The sequence below is a fragment of the Azospirillum sp. UENF 312511 genome, from assembly GCF_058780635.1.
In genome coordinates, this window is the sequence record NZ_JBSNCG010000002.1 from 358,949 (window position 1) to 381,863 (window position 22,915).

Genomic DNA, 22,915 nt, shown 5'->3' on the forward strand with positions numbered 1-22,915 from the left:
CAGCCTCCATCATCAGAAGGCCATGGTCAGGCCGAGGTTGAAGGACCGCCCCATGCCGGCCAGCGCGCCGATCGGCTGGCGGTTGCCGCTGGCGCGGAAATCGCCGTAATCGACGCCGCCCAGCGGCAGGTAATAGTGGGCGTCGAACAGGTTCTCGATCCCGACGTCGGCGCGCAGGTTGCCCCAGACGTAGCTGGTGCGCAGGTTGACCAGGGCGTAGCTGGGAGTTTCTGGCTCGTTCCGCCCGGAATCGACCAAAGACTTGCGCCCGACCATCTGGAACTCCAGGACGCTGCTCCAGTCGCCCAGCCGGTGGCCGAGGTCGATCGTCCCGTTCAGCGGCATGATGTGATAGAGGTCGTGTCCGGTGTCGAGATTGCGGCCGCGGACGTAGCTGACCACGGCGCCCACCGTGAACTCGCCCAGCCGCTCGTCCTGGTGGACGATGCTGCGGCCCTCGGCGTTGATGCCGTACAGCTCCGCGGTGTGGTTGGCGAAGCGCAGCTGGACGAAGCCGTTCGACAGGGTGCCGATGCGGTCGGCGTCGATGAAATTCTCGACGTGCGAATAATAGGGCGTGACCTTGACCGACCAGCGCTTGGCCTCGGCGTCCTGCCAAGCGGCGGTGGCGCCGACCGTGTAGGCGGTCTCCGGCTTCAGGTCCGGGTTGCCGACATAGCCGTTGGCGTCGCCGTACCATCCGATCATCGTGGAGGACATGCCCCCGGTGCCCCAGGCGAACCGCTCGTACAGGTTGGGCGAGCGGGTCTTGCGGGCGAAGCCCAGCTCGTAGCGTTCCGACGCGGACGGCGCGAAGCGGAGCAGCGCCGTGGCGTCGACGTTCACGTCCGTCTTGGAGCGATCACCCCGGTTGAAGGCCGTGCCCGCCGCCGCGTCGGGATTCGCCATGCCCATACCCATGCCCATGCTGATCGGGTTGGCCCAGGAGTAGGGCTGGACCGGTCCGTTCTCCATCCACACCACGTCGTTGCGCACGCCGAGCAGCGAGGTCCAGGCCGGGGTCCAGCGCTTCTCCCATTCGGCGAAGGTGCCCAGCCGGTCGCGCCGCGCGTCGTTCAGGTTCACGAAGGTCAGCGGCGACATCATCGCCGCCCCGGCGACCGGCGGCCACCAGTCGTCGATGCGGTAGCGGACCAGTTCGTTGCCGACGCGCAGCGTGTCCTGCGCCGACAGCGGCATCTCCGCCGAGACGGCGTAGCCCATCTCGTGCGAGTCCGTGTTCATCGGCATGCCGCCGCGGTCGGCGCCGCCCTTGTCGTGCAGGAAGTTCATGGCGTGGACGGTGCGCTGCCAGAAGGCCCGGCCGTCCAGCGTGCCCCAGTCGAATTCGCCTTTGTAACGGCCGTTCAGGGTGGTGCCGCGGTTCAGCGTCATGTCCATGCGCTGGTTCGCGAAGCCGGAATAGGGCGAATACTGGTAGCCGCCGGACAGGGTGATCTCGTGCCCGTCCTTGCGCGCGCTGGCCGACAGCGCGTGGTTCTGCACGTTGTAGAGGGTGGAGCGGACCTTGTCCCCGTTGCCGTTCTCATAGTCGTCCGCCCGGCTCCAGGCGCCGGTGTAGCGCAGGCTGAAACGCTCGGTCGCCGCGGTGGCGGTGCCGGACAGGGTGGTGCCGTTGCCGTTCGAGCGGTAGACGGTGGATAGGCTGCCCTCGCCGTGGATGGGCTCGCCGGGCTGGGCGTAGACGGGGGGCTTGCTGGTCACCGAGACGGTGCCGGCGACGCTGTCGCCGCCCTTGCTGACCGGGGTGACGCCGGCGATGGCCTCGATGGCGCCGATGACGGCGGGGTCGGCGTAGGACAGCGGCGCGTTCATGTGGTTGGCGCAGGCGGCGGTCATCGGCATGCCGTCGACCTGGACGCGCACGCGGTCGTCGGCCAGACCGTTCAGCGCCGGCAGGCTGGAGAAGCCGCCCGCGCTGTAGAGCGATACGCCCGGCAGGCTGCGCAGAAGCGCCGCGGTGTCCGGGCTGGCGAGCTTGCGGCTGGCGATCTCGGCGGCGTCGAGCGTGCCGGCGCCGAGCGGCCGGGACAGGCCCTTCTCCGGTGCCGTGGCGGCGGGTGCCGTTTCCGTCTCGACCGGGACGGCGGGCAGGGCCTGTGGAATCTGTGCCTGCGGGGTTTGTGCCTGGGCCGGCAGCGCGCTCAGCGCGGCGAGGACCGCCGTCAGAAGGGCGGTGGAGGCGAGGAGGCGGTTGGACAAGCGGGGGGCGTTCGCCGCGGAGGCGGCGGTGGACAGGCGAATCATAAGGCGCTCGTTCTCGAATCGGACGAGGGAAGATCGACGCAGCCGTGCCGTTCCGCCCGGCCGTCGATCCGCGCGACGATCGGCGCAGGGGATCGGGACCGGCGGGTCGCGGTGCGAAGGCTGGCGTGAGGGATGGGGTGGGCACGGCCGGGAGGGCCGCGCCGCCGGGCTCAACAGCCGGGCGCGGCGATCACAGGGCGCGTGCCGAGGATGGTCAGACGAGAGCCGGAGGTGCTCGGGCTTTCAGCCGCGACAGGAACCAGCCGGCGGCGATGTGCTGGCCGGGCAGCCCGATGGAGCTGTGGGCGACGACGGAGACCGGCAGCACCACCGTCAGAAGCGGCGGCGGCGCGGTGAGGCCGGCGACCAGCCCGCAGACCGGGCAGTCCTCGCCCATGGACAGCGTGGGCTTGCCGTCCGGAAGCAGGGATTCAGGAGGAGGGCCGTCGGGGAGGGCGATGGAGGCCATGCCCTGCGGCGTGCAGATCATGACCGTTTCGCCGGTCGCGGCGTTGGCCACCGGAATCAGGAAGGCCCAGCCGAGAAGCTGCAGAAGCAAAGCGACCCCGCCCGCCATCACGGCGGCGCGGCCCAACCTGCGTCCGATGCTTCCAAACAAAGCCGGCATGTTCCGGGCGAACCCCTTTATCCGAGCAAGGGGTTAGGCTAATCGGACTAAGCCGAAGGAACAAGGGACCATTGGTCGCACCCCCGCACCGGCGCGCAACCCCAGGAGGGCAAAATCAGGAGGGCAAAACCTCGCCCAGCGCCCCGGCCAGATCGGCGGGCAGCACCGGCTTGTGCAGCAGGCGGCAGCCGAGCGACATCGCCTCGCGCAACCGCTCCGGGGCGGTGTCGCCGGTGATGATGATGCCCGGCACCGGCCAACGCTGGCGCACCAGCTCGACCACCGAGCGTCCGGAATCGCCGCCCGGCAGGCGGTAGTCGGTCAGCACCACATGGGGGCGCCGCAGGCCGGGCAGCGCCGCGGCCAGTTCCCCCGCCGAGGACACGGCGACCACCCGCAGCCCCCAGCGTTTCAGCATCATGGTCATGCTGCGGCGAACCTGCTCGTCGTCCTCCACCAGCAGCACCGTGCGCCCTTTCAGCCGCGGCTCCCGGTTGGCGACCGGGACCACCACGGCGCCGGCCTCCGGCTTGAGGGCGTAGGGCACCGTCACCGAGAAGACCGAGCCCACCCCGACCCAGGAGCGCAGCGTCACCTCCGTTCCCAGCAGGCGGGCGATGCGCGACACGATGGACAGTCCCAGCCCGAAGCCCTGGGTGGCGTTGCGCTCCGGGTTGTTGAGCTGGCGGAACTCCTCGAAGATGGCCTCGCGGGCGTCCTCGGGGATGCCCGGCCCGTTGTCCCACACCTGGAACTCCACCCCGTCCGCCCGGCGGCGGCAGCCCACCAGCACGCGCCCCTTGGCGCCCGTTTCCTTCGAGTGGCCGTGCGCGATGGCGTTGGACAGCAGGTTGCGCAGCAGCCGTTCCAGCAGATGCGGGTCGGTGCACACCGCAAGGCGGCTGGGCCGGCAGCGCAGGTCGATGGACGAGGCCTCGGCCACGCCGCGGAACTCCTCGGCCAGACGGGTCATCAGGGCCGTGGGCGAGAAGTCGCTGACCGACACCTCGATGACGCCGGCCTCCAGCCGGGACAGGTCGAGCAGGCCGCTCAGCATGCCGTTCAGGCTGTCGATGGACGCCTTCAGCCGGTTGAGCGATTCCTGGGCGATCGGGTCAGAGCCGACCGACCCGAGCAGGACATGGGCGTAGAGGGCCGCCGCCTGGATCGGCTGGCGCAGGTCGTGGCTGGCCGCGGCGAGGAACTTGGTCTTGGCCCGGTTCGCCGCCTCCGCCGTCTCCTTCGCTTGCTTGAGCTGCTCCTGCGTCCGCTTGCGCTCGGTCACGTCGCGGAAGATCACGGCGATGCGACGCTGTTCGGGGTCACCGACCTTGAAGACGTAGAAGTTGATCCATTTCTCCAGCGGCCCGGCGTACAGCTCCGTCCGCGTCGATTCCCCGTCCCGCGCCGCGCGGCCGAACACCTCGTACCAGTGGTCCTCGAAGGCCGGGCTGATCTCGCGCAGCCGCCGCCCGACGAAATCCTCCCCGGTCATGCGCCGCGCCGCGGGATTCATCTCCAGATAGAGGACGTCCACCGGCCGGTCGCCGTCGAACAGGACATCGGCGAGGAGGAACCCCTCGTCCATCGCCTCGAACAGGGTGCGGAACCGCCGCTCGCTCTCGGTGAGCTGGGCCGTGCGCTCCTCGACCCGCTGTTCCAGAGCGGCGTTGGCCTCCTCCAACTCCTCGGTGAGAACCTGAAGCTCCTCGTAGGAGGTCTGGAGTTCTTCCGACAGATGGTTTTCGTCCCGACGGAGCGTGTTCAAGCGCTGGTCGGAATCGGCCAGGGCGTCGAGCAGCTCCGCCCGGCGGGTTTCCGACGCGATGAGGCGTTCGCGCAACGCGGCGATCTCATGCCGCTGCGCGGTGATCTCCTCTTCGATCTGAATCCGGTCGGCCGCGAGAAGGCGGGCTTCCTCCTGCGCGTCCCCCGCGGTCACCAGGGCCTGTTCCAGGCTCCGGTCCAGCTCTGCGATGCGCTGGAGCAACACGTCGCGCTCGGACTCGCGCGTCTCGTCCCCCGCGCGGATGGATGCTGATCTGTCCAAGCTTCCCCCTCGCTGGGAACGAATGATTGCACAGACCGCACAACACGGCGCGCATGAAAAAGTTATAGGACCAAAGCCGGAATTTCTCGGTCAACACGCTGTTGTCACAACGCATGCAAAAACTGTTGTTCCCTAATCATGGATAAGAGGGATATCCTGGCCATCGGGGCCTCTGCCGGCGGTATCACCGCCTTGCGGAGGCTGTTCGCGGGGATGCCGCGCGACGTGACGGCCACGGTCTTCGTCGTTCAGCACATCGGCGCGACGCACAGCGTGCTGCCGGTTCTGCTGTCGCGCGCCGGCTGGCTTCCCGCCTTCCATCCCGAGGATGGGGAGCCGGTGCGGGAGGGCTGGATCCACGTCGCCCCGCCCGATCACCATCTGCTCGTCAGGAACGGCTGCGCGCTGGTGCGCCGCGGTGCGCGGGAGAACCGCTGCCGGCCGTCCATCGATCCGCTGTTCCGGTCGGTGGCGGTCGCCTACGGCGTGCGGGCGGTGGGGCTGATCCTGACCGGCACGCTGGACGACGGAACCGCCGGGCTGCGCGCCGTGAAGCGCTGCGGCGGGCTGGCGATGGTGCAGGACCCGGACGACGCCGAATGGCCGGACATGCCGCGCAACGCCATGCGGAACGTCTCCGTGGACGCCTGCGCCCCGCTGTCCGACCTGCCGGCGCTGCTGGCCCGCCGGCTGGCCGAACCTTGCGGCCCCCCGGTGCCGGTTCCCGACGACATCGCGATGGAGGCGCGCGTCCCGGAGAACGAGTTCGACGCGGTGCCGGAACTCACCGCCTCCGTCGGCAAGCCGAGCACGCTGAGCTGCCCCGATTGCGGCGGCAATCTGGTGGAGATCGAGGACGGGCCATTGCTGCGCTTCCGCTGCAAGGTCGGCCACGCCTACGGCCCCGCGGCGCTGGCCGAGTCGCATCGGGAGTCGATCGAGCAGGCCATCTGGGTCGCCCTGCGCACCCATCAGGATCGTGCCATTATGTTCCGGCGCCTGGCCGGGCGCGCCCGCGAGCATGGACACCCCACCGTCGAGGCCAACTGGACCCGGTCGGCGCAGGAGGCCGAGCGGACCGTGGCGATGCTGAAGGAGGTGCTGTCGAAACAGGGGCAGGAATTGGCGGGCAGCTTGGCCGAGGAAGGAGAGGATTGATGGGACGAACTCCAGCCGATGCGGAACGGGCAAAGGCTGGGACCCCATGACGGATGGCCCCCTGATCGTGATCGGTGCGTCGGCGGGCGGGCTGGAGGCGCTGGAAGCCCTGGTCCGGGACCTGCCGCCCGATCTGCCGGCGGCGGTGTGCATCGTCCTGCACATCGGCGACCGGCCCAGCGCGGCGCCATTGATCCTCGACCGGGCCGGACCACTTCCGGCCAGCCACGCCATCGACCGGGAGCCGCTCCGCGCCGGCCGCATCCATGTGGCGCCGCCGGATTGCCATCTGGTGGTGGAAGCGCCCCGGTGCCTGCGCCTGTTGCGCGGACCGCGCGAGAATGGCACCCGGCCCGCCGTCGATCCGCTGTTCCGGTCCGCCGCGCGGGCCTGCGGGCCGGCGGTCATCGGCGTGGTGCTGTCGGGGGCGTTGAACGACGGCACGGCGGGCCTTGCCGAAATCAAGCGGCGGGGCGGCGTCGCCATGGTGCAGGACCCCACGGACGCGCGGTATCCCGGCATGCCGCGCAGCGCGCTCGACCACGTCGCGGTCGATCACTGCGTGCCGGCGGCGGCCATGGGTGCGCTGCTCGGCCGGCTGGCCGCGGAACGCAATGCGGACGCCGCACCGCCCGCGGCATCCAAGGAGGCGCCTATGGAAGGCATGTACAATTTGAACAGGCCGGCCGCCCTGACCTGCCCGGATTGCGGAGGGGCGCTCCGGGAGACCAAGGTGGACACGCTGCCCTACTTCACTTGCCACATCGGCCACCGCTACGGCGCCGACAGCATGGAGGAGGCGCAGCTCCACAGGATGGAGCAGGCGTTCGAGGTGGCGTTGCGGGCCTTGAACGAACGCGCCGCCCTGTGCCGGCGCCTTGCGGAGACGGCGCAGGGCATGGGGCAGGCGCTGTCGGCCAAGCGGTGGGAGGAAGCCGGGCGCGAAGCGCACGAGCGTGCGGAGGTGCTGATCCGCTTCCTGGGCGAGGAGTGGATTCGCCCACCCATTTCCCCCGTAAACGGCGGCGCGCCCGACCGGTTCTGACTCTCCCTTTATGCGCGGCCCCTTACTCCATCTCCACCTTCTCGCCGCCCCCCGCGCCGAGATGCTGGCGTTCGGTGGTGTCGTGCACGATGGCGACGAGGATCGGCGGCTGTTCCCCGCCGAAATGCTGAAGGCAGACCTCGACCGGATGGGGGCCGCGCTGGCTGCCCTGCATCACCGTCTCGAAGACCACCTCCTCCTTGTCGCCCGAGAGAAGAGGCGCCACGAGCGCCCGGAACCGCTCCGCCGGCACCTCGGGCATCAGGTCGTGGACGGCCAGCTGCTTCAGATGCTCCAGCTTGTAGCCGAGCTTGGTCTCGGCGCCGCGGTTCACCAGCAGGAAATGGAAGCTGGACGGGTCGAGGAAATAGACCTCGTTCAGGGATTCGCCGATGATCCGCCCGAGATAGCCGGCGAAGGCCTCGGTCCGGGTCTGTTCGGTCACGTCCTCGATGATCAGGACGACGCCGCGGGCCTCCCGCGCCTCGTACAGCAGCGGGGAGAGCCGGACCCGGCAGGTCACCGCGCGGCCGCGCCGGTCCACGGCGTTCAGCATGACGGGCGTCTGCGGCGCCTCGCTGTGCAGGACCCTCTCCAAGTCGAGGCGGAGCCGCTGCACCGGCAGGCCGATGTCGAGGTCGAGGAACTCCTCGTCCTGCACCTCCTCGGCGCGCAGGCCCCACATGTTCTCGCCCCAGCGGTTCCAGGAGCGCACGCGCAAATCCTGGTCCAGAACGATGATGCCCACGTCCATGCTGCGCAGAACCGATTCCGAGTAGCGGCGGAACTCCCCCAACTCCTCGCCCTGGCGGCGCAGCTCCTCGTTGGCGACCTCCAACTCCTCGTTCGCGGAGCGCAGCTCCTCGTTCATGGTCTCCAGCTCCTCGTTGGTGGACTGGAGTTCCTCGTTGGTGGTTTCCAACTCCTCGTTGGTGGACTGGAGTTCCTCGTTGGTCGTCTCCAGCTCCTCGTTGGAGCTTTGCAGCTCCTCGATCGTCGTCTCCAGGCTCTCCTGGGCGGCTTCCAACTCCTGCTGCACCTGGAAATGCCGGCTGGTGTCGGTGAAGCCGAGCAGCGTGGCGAAGGGCTTGCCGTCGCGCCCGTAGAGCAGGGAGATTTCGATGGTCAGGCGCATCGGCTCGCCCGGCGGGCGGGCGAATTCCTGATGCTCGATGCGCACCACGCGCCCGGTCTTCTGCACCTCCTCGATGCGCGAGCGCAGCTCCGCCGGGCGGTAGGAGATCGACAGGTCCTGGAACGGGCGGCCGATGTCGATCTCGCCCACGTCGAGAAGGCGCCGGGCCATGGCGTTGGCGAAGACGAGGATGCCGTCGCCGTTGACCGACAGATAGGCGGTGGCGCTGCTGTCCACGATGCCTTCCATCAGCCGGCTCTGGAAGCTCTGCCGGTGATTGTTGTGCTCCGGCGCGATGGTCAGGCTGCCGCCCAGGCTGCGCCGCCATTCCTGCGGCACCTTGCGGAAGATGCGGCTCTTCAGGTTCACCGGCTCGAACATCTTGGAGCGGGCGAGCTGGGTCTCCGCCTTGCCGAGGAACAGGACGCCATCGCTGGTCAGCGCGTAGTGGAGGCGCGGCAGCACGATGTTCTGGGTGTCGCTTTCCAGATAGATCAGCAGGTTGCGGCAGACCAGCAGGTCGATGCGCGAGATCGGGGCGTCGGTCACCAGATTGTGCCGCCCGAAGATCACGCATTTGCGCAGCTCGCGCTGGAAGACGTAGTGGTTGTTGGTGCGCTCGAAATACCGCTCCAGCAACGGGGGCGGCACGCTTTCCACGTCACGCGGCGAGTAGATGGCGTGGCGGGCGGTGTTCAGCGCCGCGTCGTCCAGATCGGTGGCATAGATCTTCACCCGGTTGATGAAGGCGTCCTTGCCCAACGCCTCGGCGAGCAGCATGGCGAGGGAATAGGGCTCCTCCCCCGAGGCGCAGCCGGCGCTCCAGATGCGGATGGGATCGCGGTCGGAACGCTGCGCCAGGATCTGCGGGACGACGTCCTTCCGCAGCACGTCCCAGGAGTCGGTGTCGCGGAAGAAGGAGGTCACGTTGATCAGCACGGTGTTCAGAAGATGGATGAATTCCTGCGGGTCGGCTTCCAGCAGGCCGTGATAGGCGGCGAAATCCTCGCAGCCGGCCTCCTCCATCCGGCGGCGGATGCGCCGTTGCAGGCTGGTGCGCTTGTAGCCGCGGAAATCGAGGCCGCGGCTTTCCTGGATGTAGCGGATCAGCGCCTCGAATTCGGGGTCGACGGGTTCCTTGGCGCTGGTTTCCTTGCTGGACATCTCAGTGTGCCTCGTCCCAGTTGCCGCCGATGCCGGCCTCCGCCACCAGCGGCACGCCGAGCGTCGCGGCCCCCTCCATGACCTGCCGCACCAGGGCGGCGGCACGTTCGGCCTGATCCTCCGGCGCCTCGAACAGCAGTTCGTCGTGCACCTGGAGCAGCATGCGGACCTCGTCGAAGCCGGCCTCCGTCAGGGCGCCGGGCACGCGGGCCATGGCGCGCTTCATGATGTCGGCGGCGGTGCCCTGGATCGGCGCGTTGATCGCCTGCCGTTCCGCGAAGGCGCGGCGGGCGGCGTTCTTGTCGTGGATGCCGGGGATGTAACAGCGCCGCCCGAACAGAGTCACCACATGGCCGTTCTGGCGGGCGAAGGCTTTGGTCGCCTCCATCCACACCTTCAACTCGTGGAAGCGCTCGAAATAGGCCTTGATGAAGGCGTTGGCCTCGCCCGGCGCGATGCCGAGCTGGCGGCCCAGCCCGAAGCCGGAAATGCCGTAGATGATGCCGAAGTTGATCGCCTTGGCCTTGCGCCGGATCTCCGAGGTCATCTGGTCCAGCGGCACGCCGAAGACCTGGCTGGCGGTCGCCGCGTGAATGTCGATGCCGTCTTGGAAGGCCTGCTTCAGCGCCGCGATGTCGGCCATCTCCGCCACCAGCCGCAGCTCGATCTGCGAATAGTCGATGGAGATCAGCTTGTGGCCGGGAGCGGCGACGAAGGCGCGGCGGATCTTGCGCCCCTCCTCGGTGCGGACCGGGATGTTCTGCAGGTTCGGGTCGGTCGAGGACAGGCGGCCGGTGTTGGTCGCCGCCATGGCGAAGGCGGTGTGCACCCGCTCCGATCCCTCGACGATCTGGGCCTGGAGCGCGTCGGTGTAGGTGTTCTTCAGCTTGGCGAGCTGCCGCCAGTCGAGCACGCGCTGGGCGATGACGTGGCCCTGCTCCGCCAGTTCCTCCAGCACGCTGGAATCGGTGGAATAGGCGCCGGTCTTGCCCTTCTTGCCGGTGCCGAGCTTCATCTCGTCGAACAGGATCTCGCCGAGCTGCTTGGGCGAGCCGATGTTGAAGCTGCGCCCGGCGTGCCCGTGCACCTCCTTCTCGATCTCCGCCATGCGGACGGCGAGGTCCTGGGAGAGGCGGGCGAGCGCGGCCCGGTCCACGCGGATGCCGCAGGATTCCATGTCGGCGATCACCGGGACCAGCGGGCGTTCCAGCGTCTCGTAGACGGTGACCATCCGCTCGTCGACCAGCCGCGGCTTCAGCACCCGCCACAGGCGCAGCGTGATGTCGGCGTCCTCCGCGGCGTAGGCCAGCGCCTTGTCCAGCGGCACGCGGTCGAAGGTGATCTGGTTCTTCCCGGTGCCGCAGACCTCCTTGTAGGGGATGGTCGTGTGGGCGAGGTGCAGCTCCGCCAGCTCGTCCATGCCGTGGCCGTGGGCGCCGCCTTCCAGCACGTAGGAGATCAGCATGCTGTCGTCGACCGGCGACACGCGCACGCCGTGGCGGGCGAAGAGCTGGTGGTCGAACTTGAAATTGTGCCCGATCTTCAGGATGGCCGGGTCCTCCAGCACATCTTTCAGGGCCTTCAGCGCGTCCTCCGCCGGGATTTGCTTCGGCGGTTCCGGCGTCTCGAAGGACAGCTCCCCGCTGGCCGCGGCGTTGGGGGCCTGATGCGCCAGGGGGATGTAGCAGGCCAGCCCCAGCTCGGTCGCCAGCGAGATGCCGACCAGCGTTGCCGTGGCGGGAGTCAGCGAGTTGGTCTCGGTGTCCACGGCCAGGACGCCGGTGGTGCGGGCGCGCTCCAGCCAGACGGTCAGGGCGTCGAGGTCCTGCACCAGCTCGTAGCGCTGCTCGACGTCGGTCGGCGGGGCGGGGCGGCTACGCGGCGCGGCGGCCTCCGCCGCCGGGGCGGTGCCGGTGGAAGCGGCGGCCTTGGCCGGGCCGGCGGACGGCGTGGCGGAGGAGGGGACCGCGCCGTCGGCGATGGTGCCGTCCTTGCGCATCTCCGCCTCGACGCGGCTGACGATGGTGCGGAAGCCCTGGGCGCGCAGGAAGTCGATGAGCTTCTGGTGGTCGGGCTCGCGGACGCGCAGCTCCTCCAGCGGCTTCGGCGGCGGGGCGTGGTCGTCCAGCAGGACGAGGCGGCGGGAGATCCGCGCCTGCTCCGCGAAGTCGATCAGCTTCTGGCGGCGGGCCGGCTGCTTGATCTCGCCGGCGCGGGCCAGCAGCGATTCCAGGTCGCCGTACTCGGTGATGAGCTGGGCGGCGGTCTTCACGCCGATGCCCGGCACGCCCGGCACGTTGTCCACGCTGTCCCCGGCCAGCGCCTGGACGTCCACCACCCGGTCGGGGGCGACGCCGAACTTCTCGAACACCTCGTCGGGGCCGATGGGCTTGTTCTTCAGCGGGTCGAGCATGCGCACGCCGGGGCGGACGAGCTGCATCATGTCCTTGTCGGACGACACGATGGTGACCTCGCGCCCGGCCTCGTTGGCCAGCCGCGCGTAGGTGGCGATCAGGTCGTCGGCCTCGTAGCCCTCCAACTCCAGGCAGGGCAGGCAGAAGGCCTCCGTCGCCTCGCGGATCAGGGCGAACTGGGGCTTCAGCTCCTCCGGCGGCTCGGGGCGGTGGGCCTTGTATTCGGGATAGAACTCGTTGCGGAAGTTCAGCCGCTTCGAATCGAAGACCACCGCCACGGCGGACGCCTTCAGGTCGGCCAGCAGCTTCAGCAGCATGTTGGAGAAGCCCAGCACCGCGTTCACCGGCGTGCCGTCCGGGCGGTTCAGCATCGGCAGGGCGTGGAAGGCCCGGAAGATGAAGCCCGACCCGTCCACCAGATACAGGCCGCTGCCGTCCCCAACGGGCGCGGGGGCTTCGGTGGCGGTCTGGAGCGTGTCGGTGGTCTTTTCGTCGGACATGATGCGGCCTCTTCCCTTTGGGGCGTTACCATGGCCGAAGGCGGCCCGAGAGTCGAGCGCGCCCGACGCCGCCGACGGCCGGCCGCGGAGGGCCGGACTCTCAGTCGCCGGTTTCGCTGTTTGGTGCGGCGACCGGCTTGGATTCGGGGGAGCCGCGCTCGCGCAGGTAGATGCCAAGCACGACCAGAACCCCCATGGACAGGAACTCGCTCTGCCAGTTCTGGAAGCTCTCGTACCAGAATTCCGGATCGGCGAGGGTTTCCCCCATGGTCCGGATGGGCTGGTGGTGCCACGCCGCCTCTTCGTTCGAGCGCCGCGTGCTGCCCGCCAGATGCAGGATGAAGGACATCACGAACAGCGTCACCAAAGCGATGCTGAGCGAGTGGGAGTAGAGCCGCAGCAGCAGCCCGCCCCGGTGCACCGGCCAGGGCGCGTCGGGATCGCCGCGCCGCCGCTCGGGCGCCTCGTCCTCCGGGTTGGCCTCTCCCGGCTTCTTGGATTCCGAGGAGCCCTTCTGGACCAGGATGGCGGTCAGCAGCACATAGACCGACATCTGGAGAAACTCGCTCTCCCAGTTCTCGAAGGTCGCCGACAGGAAATGGCCGGTGGTCAGGTAATCGAGGAAGCCGACGGGTGGCTGGGCGTGGAGGCGAAGCTCCTCCGCCAGGGCGCGCCACCCGGCCAGCACCTGCCCGACGATCGAGACGAGGAACAGCCCGAACAAGGCGACCGACAACCCGTTGTCCCGCAGGAAGCGACGCATATGCTGCACCTTGATTCTGACGCCACGGATTCCGATGCCACGCCCTGGCCCGTTCAACGCTTGGCCGGGCAAGAGGTTTCCCCGCCGCCCCCGAAGCCTCGCCAGGAACCTTGAAAGGCGGGGTCCTGTTGATTGCAGGCTCCACACAACAACCTCTGGTCCATTTCCCATGAACCACTCTGTCGCCGGAGCCATCGCCGGGCTGGCCGGCACCGTCGCCATGACGGCGGCCATGCGCGCGATGTTCCGCGCTTTGCCCGAGAAGGACCGTTACCCCTTGCCGCCGCGTCTGATCACGGACCGCGTCGTCGGCCCGACTGGCGTGATGGACACGATGGACGAACCGCAGCGCCGTGACCTGACGCTCGCCCTGCATTATGGCTACGGCGCCGCCGCCGGAGCGCTGTATCCGGCGGTCGCGCGTCGGATCGGCGGGCCGGCGGCGCTGACAGGGGCCGGCTACGGCCTTGCGGTCTGGGGCGCCAGCTATCTGGGATGGATTCCGGCGATGCGCATCCTGACCCCCGCGACCCGTCATCCGCCCGCCCGCAACAGCCTGATGCTGGCCGCCCATGTGGTGTGGGGAGGGGTGACGGGGGTCACGGCCGCGTATCTGATGGGAGCAGGGGAGGAGCGCCGATCCGCTGCGGAGCCGATGGAGGGCGCTCGCGACCATGCCCCCGCCGTCCGGGAGCCGGCCTGAGACCTGTCGCCAAAGGACTCTGCCCTCGCGGGTCTTGTAACAGCCGATCGACAACCTGGCCGATCGACAACCTGATGGTGCGGCTCAAATTGCCAAGCATGCGTTGACTTGCTATAGGGGCAATACCTCATCCCCGCAGGGGTCGGTCGTCTGCGATGCACACCTTCAGCACCACCGTCACCCGGCGCGCCCTTCTGATGCTGATTGCCGCCGCGTTGGCGCTGCTGGGGATCGTCGCGACGTCGGGATGGCTGGCGGACAGCACGCGGCAGTTTTCGGGGTCCGTCAGCCGGATGACCTCGCTACGGGTCGCCGCCGGGACGCTCCTCAGCCAGTTGCAGGACGCCGAGATCGGCCAGCGGGGCTATCTTCTCACCGAAGACCGTCAGTATCTCAAGCCCTACGAGACCGCCACCACCGCGGTCGACACCACGATTGCCCGGCTGCATGACCTTGCCGGCGGAAACACCGACGCGTTGCGCATCGTGGGCCGCCTCGCCGTCCTTGCCGCCGACAAACGGGAGGAGTTGGCGCAGACCATCGCGCTGATGGAGGCCGGCCGCCGGGACGAGGCTCTGGCCGTCGTGCGCACCGGTCGCGGCATGATGCTGATGGACGATGCCCGGCGCTCCCTCGCCGATCTCATCACCCCCGCCGACGCCCAACTCGACACCCAGCTGTCCACCCTGATCGGGCAGGCCAGAGCGTCGGGTTGGGTGGCCAACCTGGGCGGCCTGTTCATCGTGCTGGTTGTCGGCGGCGCCGTTTGGATCGCGTTCCGCTACGCGCAGGACCTCATGCGGGCGCAGAGCGCGATCCAGGCGCTCAACGACAGCCTGGAGCAGCGCGTGTCGGAGCGGACGAAGGAACTGCAACGGGCCAACGACGAAATCCAGCGCTTCGCCTACATCGTCAGCCACGACCTACGTGCCCCGCTGGTGAACGTGATGGGCTTCACCGGCGAATTCGAGGCGGGACTGGCAAGCGTGCGTGCCCATCTCGACCGCCAGCCGGCGGACGGCGATGACGCCGTGGCGTCGGAGGCGCGACGGGCGGTGGCCGAGGACATGCCCGAGGCCATCGGCTTCATCCGCGCATCGACGTCGAAGATGGACCGGCTGATCAACGCCATTCTCGCCCTGTCGCGCCAGGGCGGCCGGACGCTGAACCCGGAACCCGTCGCCATGCGGGCTCTGCTGGAAAGCGTGGTCGCCAGCTTTCGCCACCAAGCCGGCGAACAGCACTGCACCATCGACATCGAGGGGCACCTGCCGGTCCTGGTGTCGGACCGGCTCGCGCTGGAGCAGGTGTTCGGAAACCTGCTCGACAACGCGATCAAGTATCTCGATCCGGCGAGGACGGGACGGATCGCCATCCGTGGGCGGGTCGAGGACGGTCGTCTGGTCTTCGACGTCGTGGACAATGGGCGCGGAATCCCGCCGCAGGACCACGAACGGATCTTCGAGCTGTTCCGCCGCTCCGGCGTGCAGGATCGCCCCGGAGAGGGGATCGGGCTGGCCTATGTCCGGACGCTCATCCGGCGCTTGCAAGGCGAGGTTGCCGTCGAATCGGTGCCTGGACAGGGCAGCGTCTTTCGCATAAGCCTTCCCAGAAGCCTGACCCAGCTTTCGGAGAAGCACGCCCATGACGCATGACACTCAGTCGGCGTGCATCGTCCTGATCGAGGACGACGAGGGACATGCCCGGCTGATCGAGAAGAACATCCGTCGCTCCGGCGCGACCAACGACATCGTCTCCTTTACCGACGGCACCAGCGCGCTCGCCTATCTGTTCGGTCCGGACGGAACCGGGCAGGCAAGCATGGGGCGGGCGCTTCTCATCCTCCTGGATTTGAACCTTCCGGACATGACGGGCATCGATATCCTGGCGAGACTCAAGGCCAACCCCTGCACGAAGCGCTTCCCCGTCGTGGTGTTGACCACGACCGACGACCGGCAGGAAATCCAGCGCTGCTACGATCTCGGGGCCAACGTCTACATCACCAAGCCGGTGAATTACGAAAGCTTCGCCGCCGCGATCCGGAAACTGGAACTGCTTTTTTCGGTCATGCAAATTCCCGAGGCGGTGGCATGACCGACCCGGCCGTCCGCTTCCTCTACATCGACGATGACGTCGCCATGGCGCGGCTGGTGCAACGGAAGCTCGAGCGGCGCGGTTACATCGTGGAGTGCGCAAAGGACGGCCAGGAGGGGTTGAGCCGGCTGGAGTTGGGCGGCATCGCGGTGGTTGGGCTGGATCACGAGATGCCCGGGGTGACCGGGCTGGACATCCTGCCCATCCTGCTGTCGCGCGACGATGCGCCGCCGGTCGTCTACGTCACGGGTGCGGGGGACACGCGGGTGGCCGTCGCGGCGCTGAAGGCCGGCGCGGACGATTACGTCCCCAAGGAAGCCGGGGAAGAATTCTTCGATCTGCTGGCGGCGGCCATCGAGCAGTCCCTGGAAAAGGCGCATCTGCGCCGGGAAAGGGAGCTTGCGGAGCGGGAGGTGCGTGCCGCGCGGGACCGCGCGGAATTGCTCCTGCGGGAGGTCAACCACCGCGTCGCCAACAGCCTGGCTCTGGTTGGAGCCTTCATACAGATGCAGAAATCCGGCCTGTCCGACCCCGAGGCCCGCGCCGCGCTGGGCGAGACGCAGGCGCGCATCATCGCGATCGCCGGTATACATCGAAGCCTCTACACCTCCGACGACGTGCGCTCGGTCCGGATCGACCTGTATCTGGAAACGCTGCTCGCCGGAATGCACAGCGCGATGGCGACCCGACACCCGGACCGCTTCAGCGTCGTTGCCGATGCGGTGTCGGTGCCGACCGACAAGGCCGTGTCCCTGGCGGTGATCGTGACCGAGTTGGTCACGAACGCCTGCAAATACGCTTACCCGGACGGCCGGATCGGTAGCATCCGTGTCCGGGCGACCGCCGCCGACGGGCATCTGTCGGTGAGCGTGGAGGATGACGGTGTCGGCTTCTCCCGTGACGACGCTCCGCAGGGAACCGGCCTGGGCACGCGGATTGTCCAGGCGATGGCGACCAGCCTGGGAGCGCAGCTGAATTACGACAGGCGGCATGCCGGCACCTGGGTGACGCTGACGATGCCATTTCAGCCGATGTGAGGATTCCTGCCGAGGCTTCTTCCGCGCCTGACACGCTGCTGACACAACGAAAAAAGGCCTAGCGCGCATTGCGGCTAAGCCTTTGAAATCGCTGGCGGACCCGAATGGATTCGAACCATCGGCCTCTGCCTTCGGAGGGCAGCGCTCTATCCAGCTGAGCTACGGGTCCATCATCAGCGGAGGCGCACCATAGCGAAAAGCCTGACCGAGTGCAAACACTCCTTTCGACATTTTTTCACACCCCGCCGGGGCCGCCCATCCGTGCTTATTTCGCGGCCAGGAGGCTGCGGTTGCGGTCGGCGCCGCTCGCCAGGGGCTGCTTGGGGTTCTCGATCCAGGCGGCGATGTCGTTGACCACCACCTGACCCTTCAGGTCGCGCAGCAGCATGTGCCAGCCGTCGGGATACACCGCCACCACATGCCGCCCACCGGACTCGAAATCCTCGACCGCGCGGTTGACCGGGGTCTTCGGCAGCACCTCCTCGTGGGCGCCGTAAAGCACCAGGGACGGCACCGACAGATGGCCGCAGGCGGCCAGGGCCGTGCCCATCAGGTCGGTCAGCCCGTCCAGCGCATCGACCCGCGAGCCCTTGATGACCAGAGGGTCGCGGCCCAGCGCGCGCAGCATCTCGATGTTGTCCGACGCCTGGATCTTCAGATCCTTCGGCGGGTGCACCACCATCCCCGGGACCGTGTTGTAGCTGAGCCAGAGCAGCGCCCTTGGGAAGAAGCCCATCGCGTCGCGGCCCCAGACAGCGGGGGCGACCAGGATGGTGCCGTTCACCGTGGGCGGATTCGGGCCGGTCATCGCCGTCAGCACCACCGCGCCACCCATGCTCTCGCCCATCAGATAAACCGGCAGGCCGGGATGGCGGGCGTGGATTTGCGAGACGGCTGCCTTCAGATCGGCAACCAGCGTGTCGGTCCCCGGCCAGATGCCGGTGTTCCGCGTGGCGCCGAACCCGCGCTGGTCGTAGGCGTAGACGGCGATCCCCCGCGCGGCGAGGCCGCGACCGGCCCCGTCGAAGGCGTTGGAGTAGTCGTTGTAGCCGTGCAGGGCCAGGACCACCGCCCGCGGCGCCCCGCCCTCGGGCAGCCAGCGCCGCAGCGGCAGTTCGAAGCCATCGGCGGCGATCAGGGCGCTGTCGGTCAGGGCCGGCTGGGTCACGGGCAAACCCATCGGCTGATAGGCCGCGGTGCAGCCGGACAGCAGAAGGCCGATCCCGACGATCAGTTTCGCCATCCGGCCGGCCGCCCTACGCCGCATCGTGCGCGATCTCCTTCCGGGCGTGCGCGCCGCCGGTCAACTGCAGGAAGATGTCCTCCAGGTCCGATTCCTCGGTGCTGAGATCGACGACCCCCAGCCCCGCCCCGGCCAGGGCGGCGAGGATGCCGTCCACCCTCTGGCGGCTCGGCTGGTAGCGGACGATCAGGCGCCGCGGCTCGGCCAGTTCGGCGGTGAAGGCGGACAGTTCCGCCGGCACGGCGTCCAGGTCGCGGTCGACCAGAACGGTCAGCGCCTTGGCGTCCACTCGGCGGAGCAGCGTCGCGGTCGGCTCGCAGGCCACCACCGTGCCATGGTTGATGATGGCGATGGAGTCGCACAGCTCCTGCGCCTCCTCCAGATAGTGGGTGGTCAGCAGCACCGTCGAGCCCTCGCGGTTCAGCTTGCGCACATGCTCCCACAGTTGGATGCGCAGTTCCACGTCCACGCCGGCGGTCGGCTCGTCCAGCACCAGGACGGGCGGGGTGTGGACCATCGCCTTCGCCACCATCAGCCGCCGCTTCATGCCGCCCGACAGCGACCGGGCGTAGGCGTCGGCCTTGTCGCGCAGCCCCACGGCTTCCAGCAGTTCCTCGGTCCGGCGCTCGGCCTTGGGCACGCCGTAGAGGCCGGCCTGAAGCTCCAGCATTTCCCGCGGGGTGAAAAAAGGGTCCATGTTCAGTTCCTGGGGGACCACGCCGATCGACGCCCGCGCCTGGCGCGGATGGGCGTCGATGTCGGTTCCCCAGATCGACACCGTGCCGCCGGTCTTGTTGACCAGCCCGGCCATGATGTTGATGAGCGTCGACTTGCCCGCCCCGTTCGGCCCCAGCAGCCCGAACACCGCCCCGCGCGGAATCGCCAGGTCGATGCCCTTAAGAGCTTGTTTCGGGCCGGCCTTGCCGGCCGCCTGATAGGTCTTGGTGAGGCCGCGCACCTCCACGGCGTAGGCGGGGACGGCGTGGGTGGGCAAGGTGGCGGCGTTCAGCGGGGCGTGCGCAACCATGGAATCGAAAGGGCCTTTCCGGTCGTGCCCCGAGTCCGAACCCCCGGGGGCGATCACTGTCCAATCACTTGATCCGTCCGGCGCGTTGGGTATGATCCGACCCCGCGCGCGTGCCTCATTCGGTGGGCATCTTAACGATGGCGTTAACGCGCGCGTGTGTCAAAGTGGAGGATGTCTGCCATGCAGCCAGTTGAAACGATCGAAGTCGAGACCCTGACCGTCGGGTGCGACGGTGGCGGCGGCGCGCTCGGCCACCCGCTGGTCTATCTGACGCTGAGCGCCGAGGGGAAGGTCGAATGCCCCTACTGCTCGCGTCACTTCGTCCTGAAGGAAGGCGCCAAGACGGGCACGCACGGGCACTGAGCCCGGCGGCGCCTCTTACAGGGCGGAAATCCCGCGCACAGCAAGGGCCGGAGCGATCCGGCCCTTTTTGTTTGCCGGCGGTTCGAACCGGTGGTTCAGCCCAATTTTGTGGCCTTTTCTGTGGCCTTTCCGCCACCCGACGCTGTGGCGATGCAACGTCCGGGCGGGATGGGTCATATGCCTCTTTTATTGCAATTGTGAAAAATATAAAACGAACCGCCTTGACGCGCGTCGCGATCCGCCTTCTACTTTTTTGCGGCGCAAAAGAGGCGTCCATCGCAATTGCCCGCTCAGGTCCTTCGCATGCTTTTTCCTGAGGCCAACGCTCTCGCGCCAGATGAGGCCCGGTCCATGAGCCAAGAGACGGAAGAGCAATACAGAAGTATTTTCGAGAACGCGGTCGAAGGTATTTACCAGACCACGGTGGACGGGCGTTATCTGCGGGTCAATCCGGCGCTGGCGCGGATCTACGGCTACCGGTCGCCGGCCGACCTGATCGACAACCTGACGGACATCGCCGGCCAGCTCTACGTCGACCCCGGCAAGCGTGAGGCCTTCGCCCGCCTGATGGCCGAGCGCGACGTGGTGCAGAGCTTCGAGGCGCGGGTCTTCCGCAACGACGGCTCGATCATCTGGATCTCGGAGAACGCGCGCTGCGTGCGCGATCCGCAGGGCCGCATCCGCTACTACGAAGGCACCGTCCAGGACATCACCGAGCGCAAGCAGCATGAGGAGAAGATCCGCCTGCTCGCCACCGTCTTCGACAGCGTGGCCGACGGCATCCTGATCGTGGACCCCGACCTGTCGGTACAGGCGGTCAACCCGGCCTACGAGGTGATGACCGACTTCCAGCGGGAGGCGCTTCTCCACCGCCCGCTGGTGATCTTCGCTCCCGGCTCGCACGAGCGCGCCTTCATCGACGACATCTGGCGCACCGCCCGCACGGAAGGGCGCTGGCAGGGCGAGGTGACCAGCTTCCGCCATTCCGGCGACGCCTTCGCGGCCTCGTTGTCGGTCACGGCGGTGCGCGCGCCGGGCGGTGCGCTGGAGCATTACGTGCTGACGCTCGCCGACATCAGCCAGCGCAAGTATCAGGAACACCAGATCCGCTACCAGGCCAGCTTCGACCGGCTGACCGACCTGCCCAACCGCTGGCTGGTCTGCGAGCGGCTGGAGGAGGCCATCGCGCGCGCCCAGCGCATGCGCACCAAGGTCGCCGTGGCCTTCCTCGACCTCAACCGCTTCAAGCAGGTGAACGACACGCTGGGCCACCACGCCGGCGACGACCTGCTGAAGCTGGTGGCCAAGCGCCTGCGCAACTGCACCCGCGTGTCCGACACGGTGGGCCGGCTGGGCGGCGACGAGTTCCTGATCGTGGCGCCCGACGCGATGGACCGCGCCTCCGGCGCCCGGCTGGTCGAGAAGGTGCTCTATTCGATGGGCGAGCCCTTCGCCGTCCACAACCAGGAACTCTTCTGCGGCGCCTCGATCGGCGTCGCCTTCTTCCCCGACGACGGCGAGACGGCGGACCAGCTCCTGCGCAACGCCGACCTCGCCATGTACCACGCCAAGCGCAACCCGGAATGCAAGTTCGTCTTCTACGAGGCGGGCATGCGGGAGCGCACCGGCTTCACGTTGGGGCTGGAAAGCGACCTGCGCCGCGCCGCCGCGACCGGCGAGGAGTTTGCGCTGCATTTCCAGCCCAAGGTCGACATGCCGCAGCGCGGCTTCCACCGGGTGATCGGGGCGGAGGCGCTGATCCGCTGGCACCATCCGGTGCGCGGCCTCGTCAGCCCGGCGGAGTTCATCCCGCTGGCCGAGGAGACCGGCCTGATCTGGGAAATCGGCGCCTGGACCCTGAGGGAGGCCTGCGGCCGGCTGGCCGGCTGGCTAGCCGCCGGGCTGGACATCGCGTCGGTGTCGGTCAACCTGTCGCCGCGCCAGTTCCAGGACGCGCGTCTGGTGAATTTCGTGCGCGACGTGGTGGAGCGCAGCGGCGTCCCGCCGGAGCGGCTGGAGCTGGAGCTGACCGAGGGCGCCATGATCGGCGACATCGAGAAGGCGGTGACCATCCTGCACGGGCTGAAGGGGATCGGCATCCGCCTGTCCATCGACGATTTCGGGACCGGCTATTCCTCCCTGGCCTATTTGAAGCGGTTCCCGATCAACACGCTGAAGATCGACCGCAGCTTCGTCCGCGACATCGTGCAGTCGGCCACCGACCCGGCCATCGTCAACACCATCGTGAATCTGGCCGACAGCTTGGGCTTCGACACCATCGCCGAGGGGGTGGAGACGGAGGAGCAGGCGGACATGCTGCGCCGCCAGCGCTGCACGCGCATCCAGGGCTTCCTGATCAGCCGCCCGCTGGATGTGGACGCCTTCCAGCGCTTCCTGGTTGAGAACGCCCGGTAGAGTGGCTCCCCGGCCGGCCGCTGTCCGATTGGAGCGGGCCGGCGGGAAGCCGCGCCCTGTCAGTTGCCGAGCTTGTTGGTGTCGAGCACGATCATCGCCACGCCGATCTTCTCCTTGCTGGCCGGGTCGAGCACGGGAACGCTGACCTCGGTCAGCATGGCGTTCGTCTCGGCGTCCTTCTCCGGGTCGGTCATGTAGAGGTCGGAGCCGCCGCTGTAGACCTTCTGCCACTTCGGCTCGTCGCCCTGCCAATAGTCGGAGGTGCCGCCGGTCTGGGCCACGTTCAGGCCGCGGTTGTCCATCAGCAGGATTTCCACGATCCGGCCGTTGCTCTTGTCCGTCACCTCCTTCAGGCGCTTGGTCACGGCGTTGGCGGCGATCTTGTCATAGGTCGGGTTGGCGGACTTGGCCTTGGCCGCCGCCTTCCAGTCGTTGTCCATGGCGTCGATCTTGGCCTGGTCGAGGCCCTTGTTCTGCGCGTTCTGGGCCTTGACGGCGTCGACCACCGCCGGATCGGCGAGCCAGGTCTGGGTCTGCGGGCTCACCGTCTTGCGGACGTTGGCTTCCAGGGCGGGGTCGGCGGCGTAGGCCGGCAGGGTGCCGAGCATGGTCAGGACCGCCGCGGTGGACAGCAGCAGGGAAAAGCGTTTGGACATCGGTTCCTCCCAAGGTTGATCCGCCCGCGGGCCGTCTTTGCGGCCTGTGCTCCGTGGGCGCAGAACCATAGGTCCCGCTTCATCCCGACCGTCAGAGGAATGCGCGATTTATTCCGTTTAGCGGAAAATCAGTGAGACTAACCATTGTTGTCCTTGAAGCGCCCTGCGGGGATTTCCTTGGATCGGGCCATCGTGGCGTCACGGCCAAAGAAAAAGCCCTTCCCCCGGCTGGAGGAAGGGCCTTTCCGGTCC

General features: G+C 68.2%; 17 protein-coding genes and 1 tRNA gene. 8 read left to right on the top strand and 10 right to left on the bottom strand.

Annotation, left to right across the window (positions count from 1 at the left end):
* Positions 1–12: 12 nt before the first annotated feature.
* The 3 genes from ACWPN7_RS10045 to ACWPN7_RS10055 all read right to left on the bottom strand — a co-directional run bounded on the left by ACWPN7_RS10045 (position 13) and on the right by ACWPN7_RS10055 (position 4,946).
* The gene (locus tag ACWPN7_RS10045) at positions 13–2,268 is read right to left on the bottom strand and encodes a TonB-dependent receptor (protein WP_492273263.1); all 2,256 of its coding nucleotides are present in this window, start codon (positions 2,266–2,268) and stop codon (positions 13–15) included.
* A 214-nt stretch (positions 2,269–2,482) separates the two neighbouring features.
* Complete coding sequence (locus tag ACWPN7_RS10050; RefSeq protein WP_051658753.1) at positions 2,483–2,863, bottom strand: DUF2946 family protein; 381 nt, start codon at positions 2,861–2,863, stop codon at positions 2,483–2,485.
* A 148-nt stretch (positions 2,864–3,011) separates the two neighbouring features.
* Positions 3,012–4,946 carry an ATP-binding response regulator gene (locus ACWPN7_RS10055; RefSeq protein ID WP_492273264.1) on the bottom strand — a complete coding sequence of 645 codons (1,935 nt, stop codon included), beginning with the start codon at positions 4,944–4,946 and terminating at the stop codon, positions 3,012–3,014.
* A 138-nt stretch (positions 4,947–5,084) separates the two neighbouring features.
* Between ACWPN7_RS10055 and ACWPN7_RS10060 the strand changes: the two genes are divergently transcribed.
* Complete coding sequence (locus tag ACWPN7_RS10060) at positions 5,085–6,104, top strand: chemotaxis protein CheB (protein WP_200776276.1); 1,020 nt, start codon at positions 5,085–5,087, stop codon at positions 6,102–6,104.
* Positions 6,105–6,150: 46 nt separating this feature from the next.
* Entirely contained in the window at positions 6,151–7,149 is a 999-nt protein-coding gene (locus ACWPN7_RS10065; protein ID WP_459197296.1) for a chemotaxis protein CheB, read from the top strand.
* A gap of 22 nt (positions 7,150–7,171) precedes the next feature.
* Here ACWPN7_RS10065 and ACWPN7_RS10070 read toward each other — a convergent pair whose 3' ends face one another.
* From ACWPN7_RS10070 to ACWPN7_RS10080, 3 genes are all read right to left on the bottom strand, one after another.
* A complete protein-coding gene (locus ACWPN7_RS10070; protein WP_492273265.1) occupies positions 7,172–9,448 on the bottom strand; it encodes a CheR family methyltransferase in 2,277 nt (758 codons plus the stop codon).
* Position 9,449: 1 nt separating this feature from the next.
* Positions 9,450–12,362, bottom strand: a complete 2,913-nt coding sequence (gene polA, locus ACWPN7_RS10075) for a DNA polymerase I (protein ID WP_459197297.1) — start codon at positions 12,360–12,362, stop codon at positions 9,450–9,452.
* A 100-nt stretch (positions 12,363–12,462) separates the two neighbouring features.
* Positions 12,463–13,125, bottom strand: a complete 663-nt coding sequence (locus ACWPN7_RS10080; protein ID WP_349620818.1) for a DUF6766 family protein — start codon at positions 13,123–13,125, stop codon at positions 12,463–12,465.
* A gap of 169 nt (positions 13,126–13,294) precedes the next feature.
* Between ACWPN7_RS10080 and ACWPN7_RS10085 the strand changes: the two genes are divergently transcribed.
* The 4 genes from ACWPN7_RS10085 (at position 13,295) to ACWPN7_RS10100 (ending at position 16,959) form a co-directional block, all read left to right on the top strand.
* Positions 13,295–13,828 carry a hypothetical protein gene (locus tag ACWPN7_RS10085; RefSeq protein WP_492273266.1) on the top strand — a complete coding sequence of 178 codons (534 nt, stop codon included), beginning with the start codon at positions 13,295–13,297 and terminating at the stop codon, positions 13,826–13,828.
* Positions 13,829–13,983: 155 nt separating this feature from the next.
* Positions 13,984–15,483 (top strand): sensor histidine kinase, encoded by a 1,500-nt coding sequence (locus ACWPN7_RS10090; protein WP_459197299.1) that lies wholly within the window; start codon positions 13,984–13,986, stop codon positions 15,481–15,483.
* Complete coding sequence (locus ACWPN7_RS10095; protein ID WP_040138031.1) at positions 15,473–15,922, top strand: response regulator; 450 nt, start codon at positions 15,473–15,475, stop codon at positions 15,920–15,922. The genes ACWPN7_RS10090 and ACWPN7_RS10095 overlap by 11 nt, the downstream gene beginning before the upstream one ends.
* Positions 15,919–16,959, top strand: a complete 1,041-nt coding sequence (locus ACWPN7_RS10100; RefSeq protein ID WP_200474568.1) for a sensor histidine kinase — start codon at positions 15,919–15,921, stop codon at positions 16,957–16,959. Before ACWPN7_RS10095 ends, ACWPN7_RS10100 begins: the two co-directional genes overlap by 4 nt.
* A gap of 92 nt (positions 16,960–17,051) precedes the next feature.
* On the opposite strand, the gene ACWPN7_RS10105 is transcribed toward ACWPN7_RS10100, so the two are convergent.
* The 3 genes from ACWPN7_RS10105 to ACWPN7_RS10115 form a co-directional block, all read right to left on the bottom strand.
* Positions 17,052–17,128, bottom strand: a tRNA-Arg gene (locus tag ACWPN7_RS10105).
* Positions 17,129–17,224: 96 nt separating this feature from the next.
* Complete coding sequence (locus ACWPN7_RS10110; protein ID WP_149649398.1) at positions 17,225–18,202, bottom strand: alpha/beta fold hydrolase; 978 nt, start codon at positions 18,200–18,202, stop codon at positions 17,225–17,227.
* A gap of 13 nt (positions 18,203–18,215) precedes the next feature.
* Positions 18,216–19,229, bottom strand: coding sequence for an ABC transporter ATP-binding protein (locus ACWPN7_RS10115; RefSeq protein WP_040138035.1), 1,014 nt, complete (start codon positions 19,227–19,229; stop codon positions 18,216–18,218).
* A gap of 171 nt (positions 19,230–19,400) precedes the next feature.
* Here ACWPN7_RS10115 and ACWPN7_RS10120 point away from each other — a divergent pair, with 171 nt between their 5' ends.
* Positions 19,401–19,592: a zinc-finger domain-containing protein gene (locus ACWPN7_RS10120; protein WP_081863448.1), complete on the top strand. Its 192-nt coding sequence runs from the start codon at positions 19,401–19,403 to the stop codon at positions 19,590–19,592.
* Between the two features lie 351 nt (positions 19,593–19,943).
* Entirely contained in the window at positions 19,944–22,007 is a 2,064-nt protein-coding gene (locus ACWPN7_RS10125) for a putative bifunctional diguanylate cyclase/phosphodiesterase (protein WP_040138037.1), read from the top strand.
* A 59-nt stretch (positions 22,008–22,066) separates the two neighbouring features.
* Here ACWPN7_RS10125 and ACWPN7_RS10130 read toward each other — a convergent pair whose 3' ends face one another.
* The gene (locus tag ACWPN7_RS10130; protein WP_040138038.1) at positions 22,067–22,663 is read right to left on the bottom strand and encodes a PDC sensor domain-containing protein; all 597 of its coding nucleotides are present in this window, start codon (positions 22,661–22,663) and stop codon (positions 22,067–22,069) included.
* Positions 22,664–22,915: the final 252 nt, after the last annotated feature.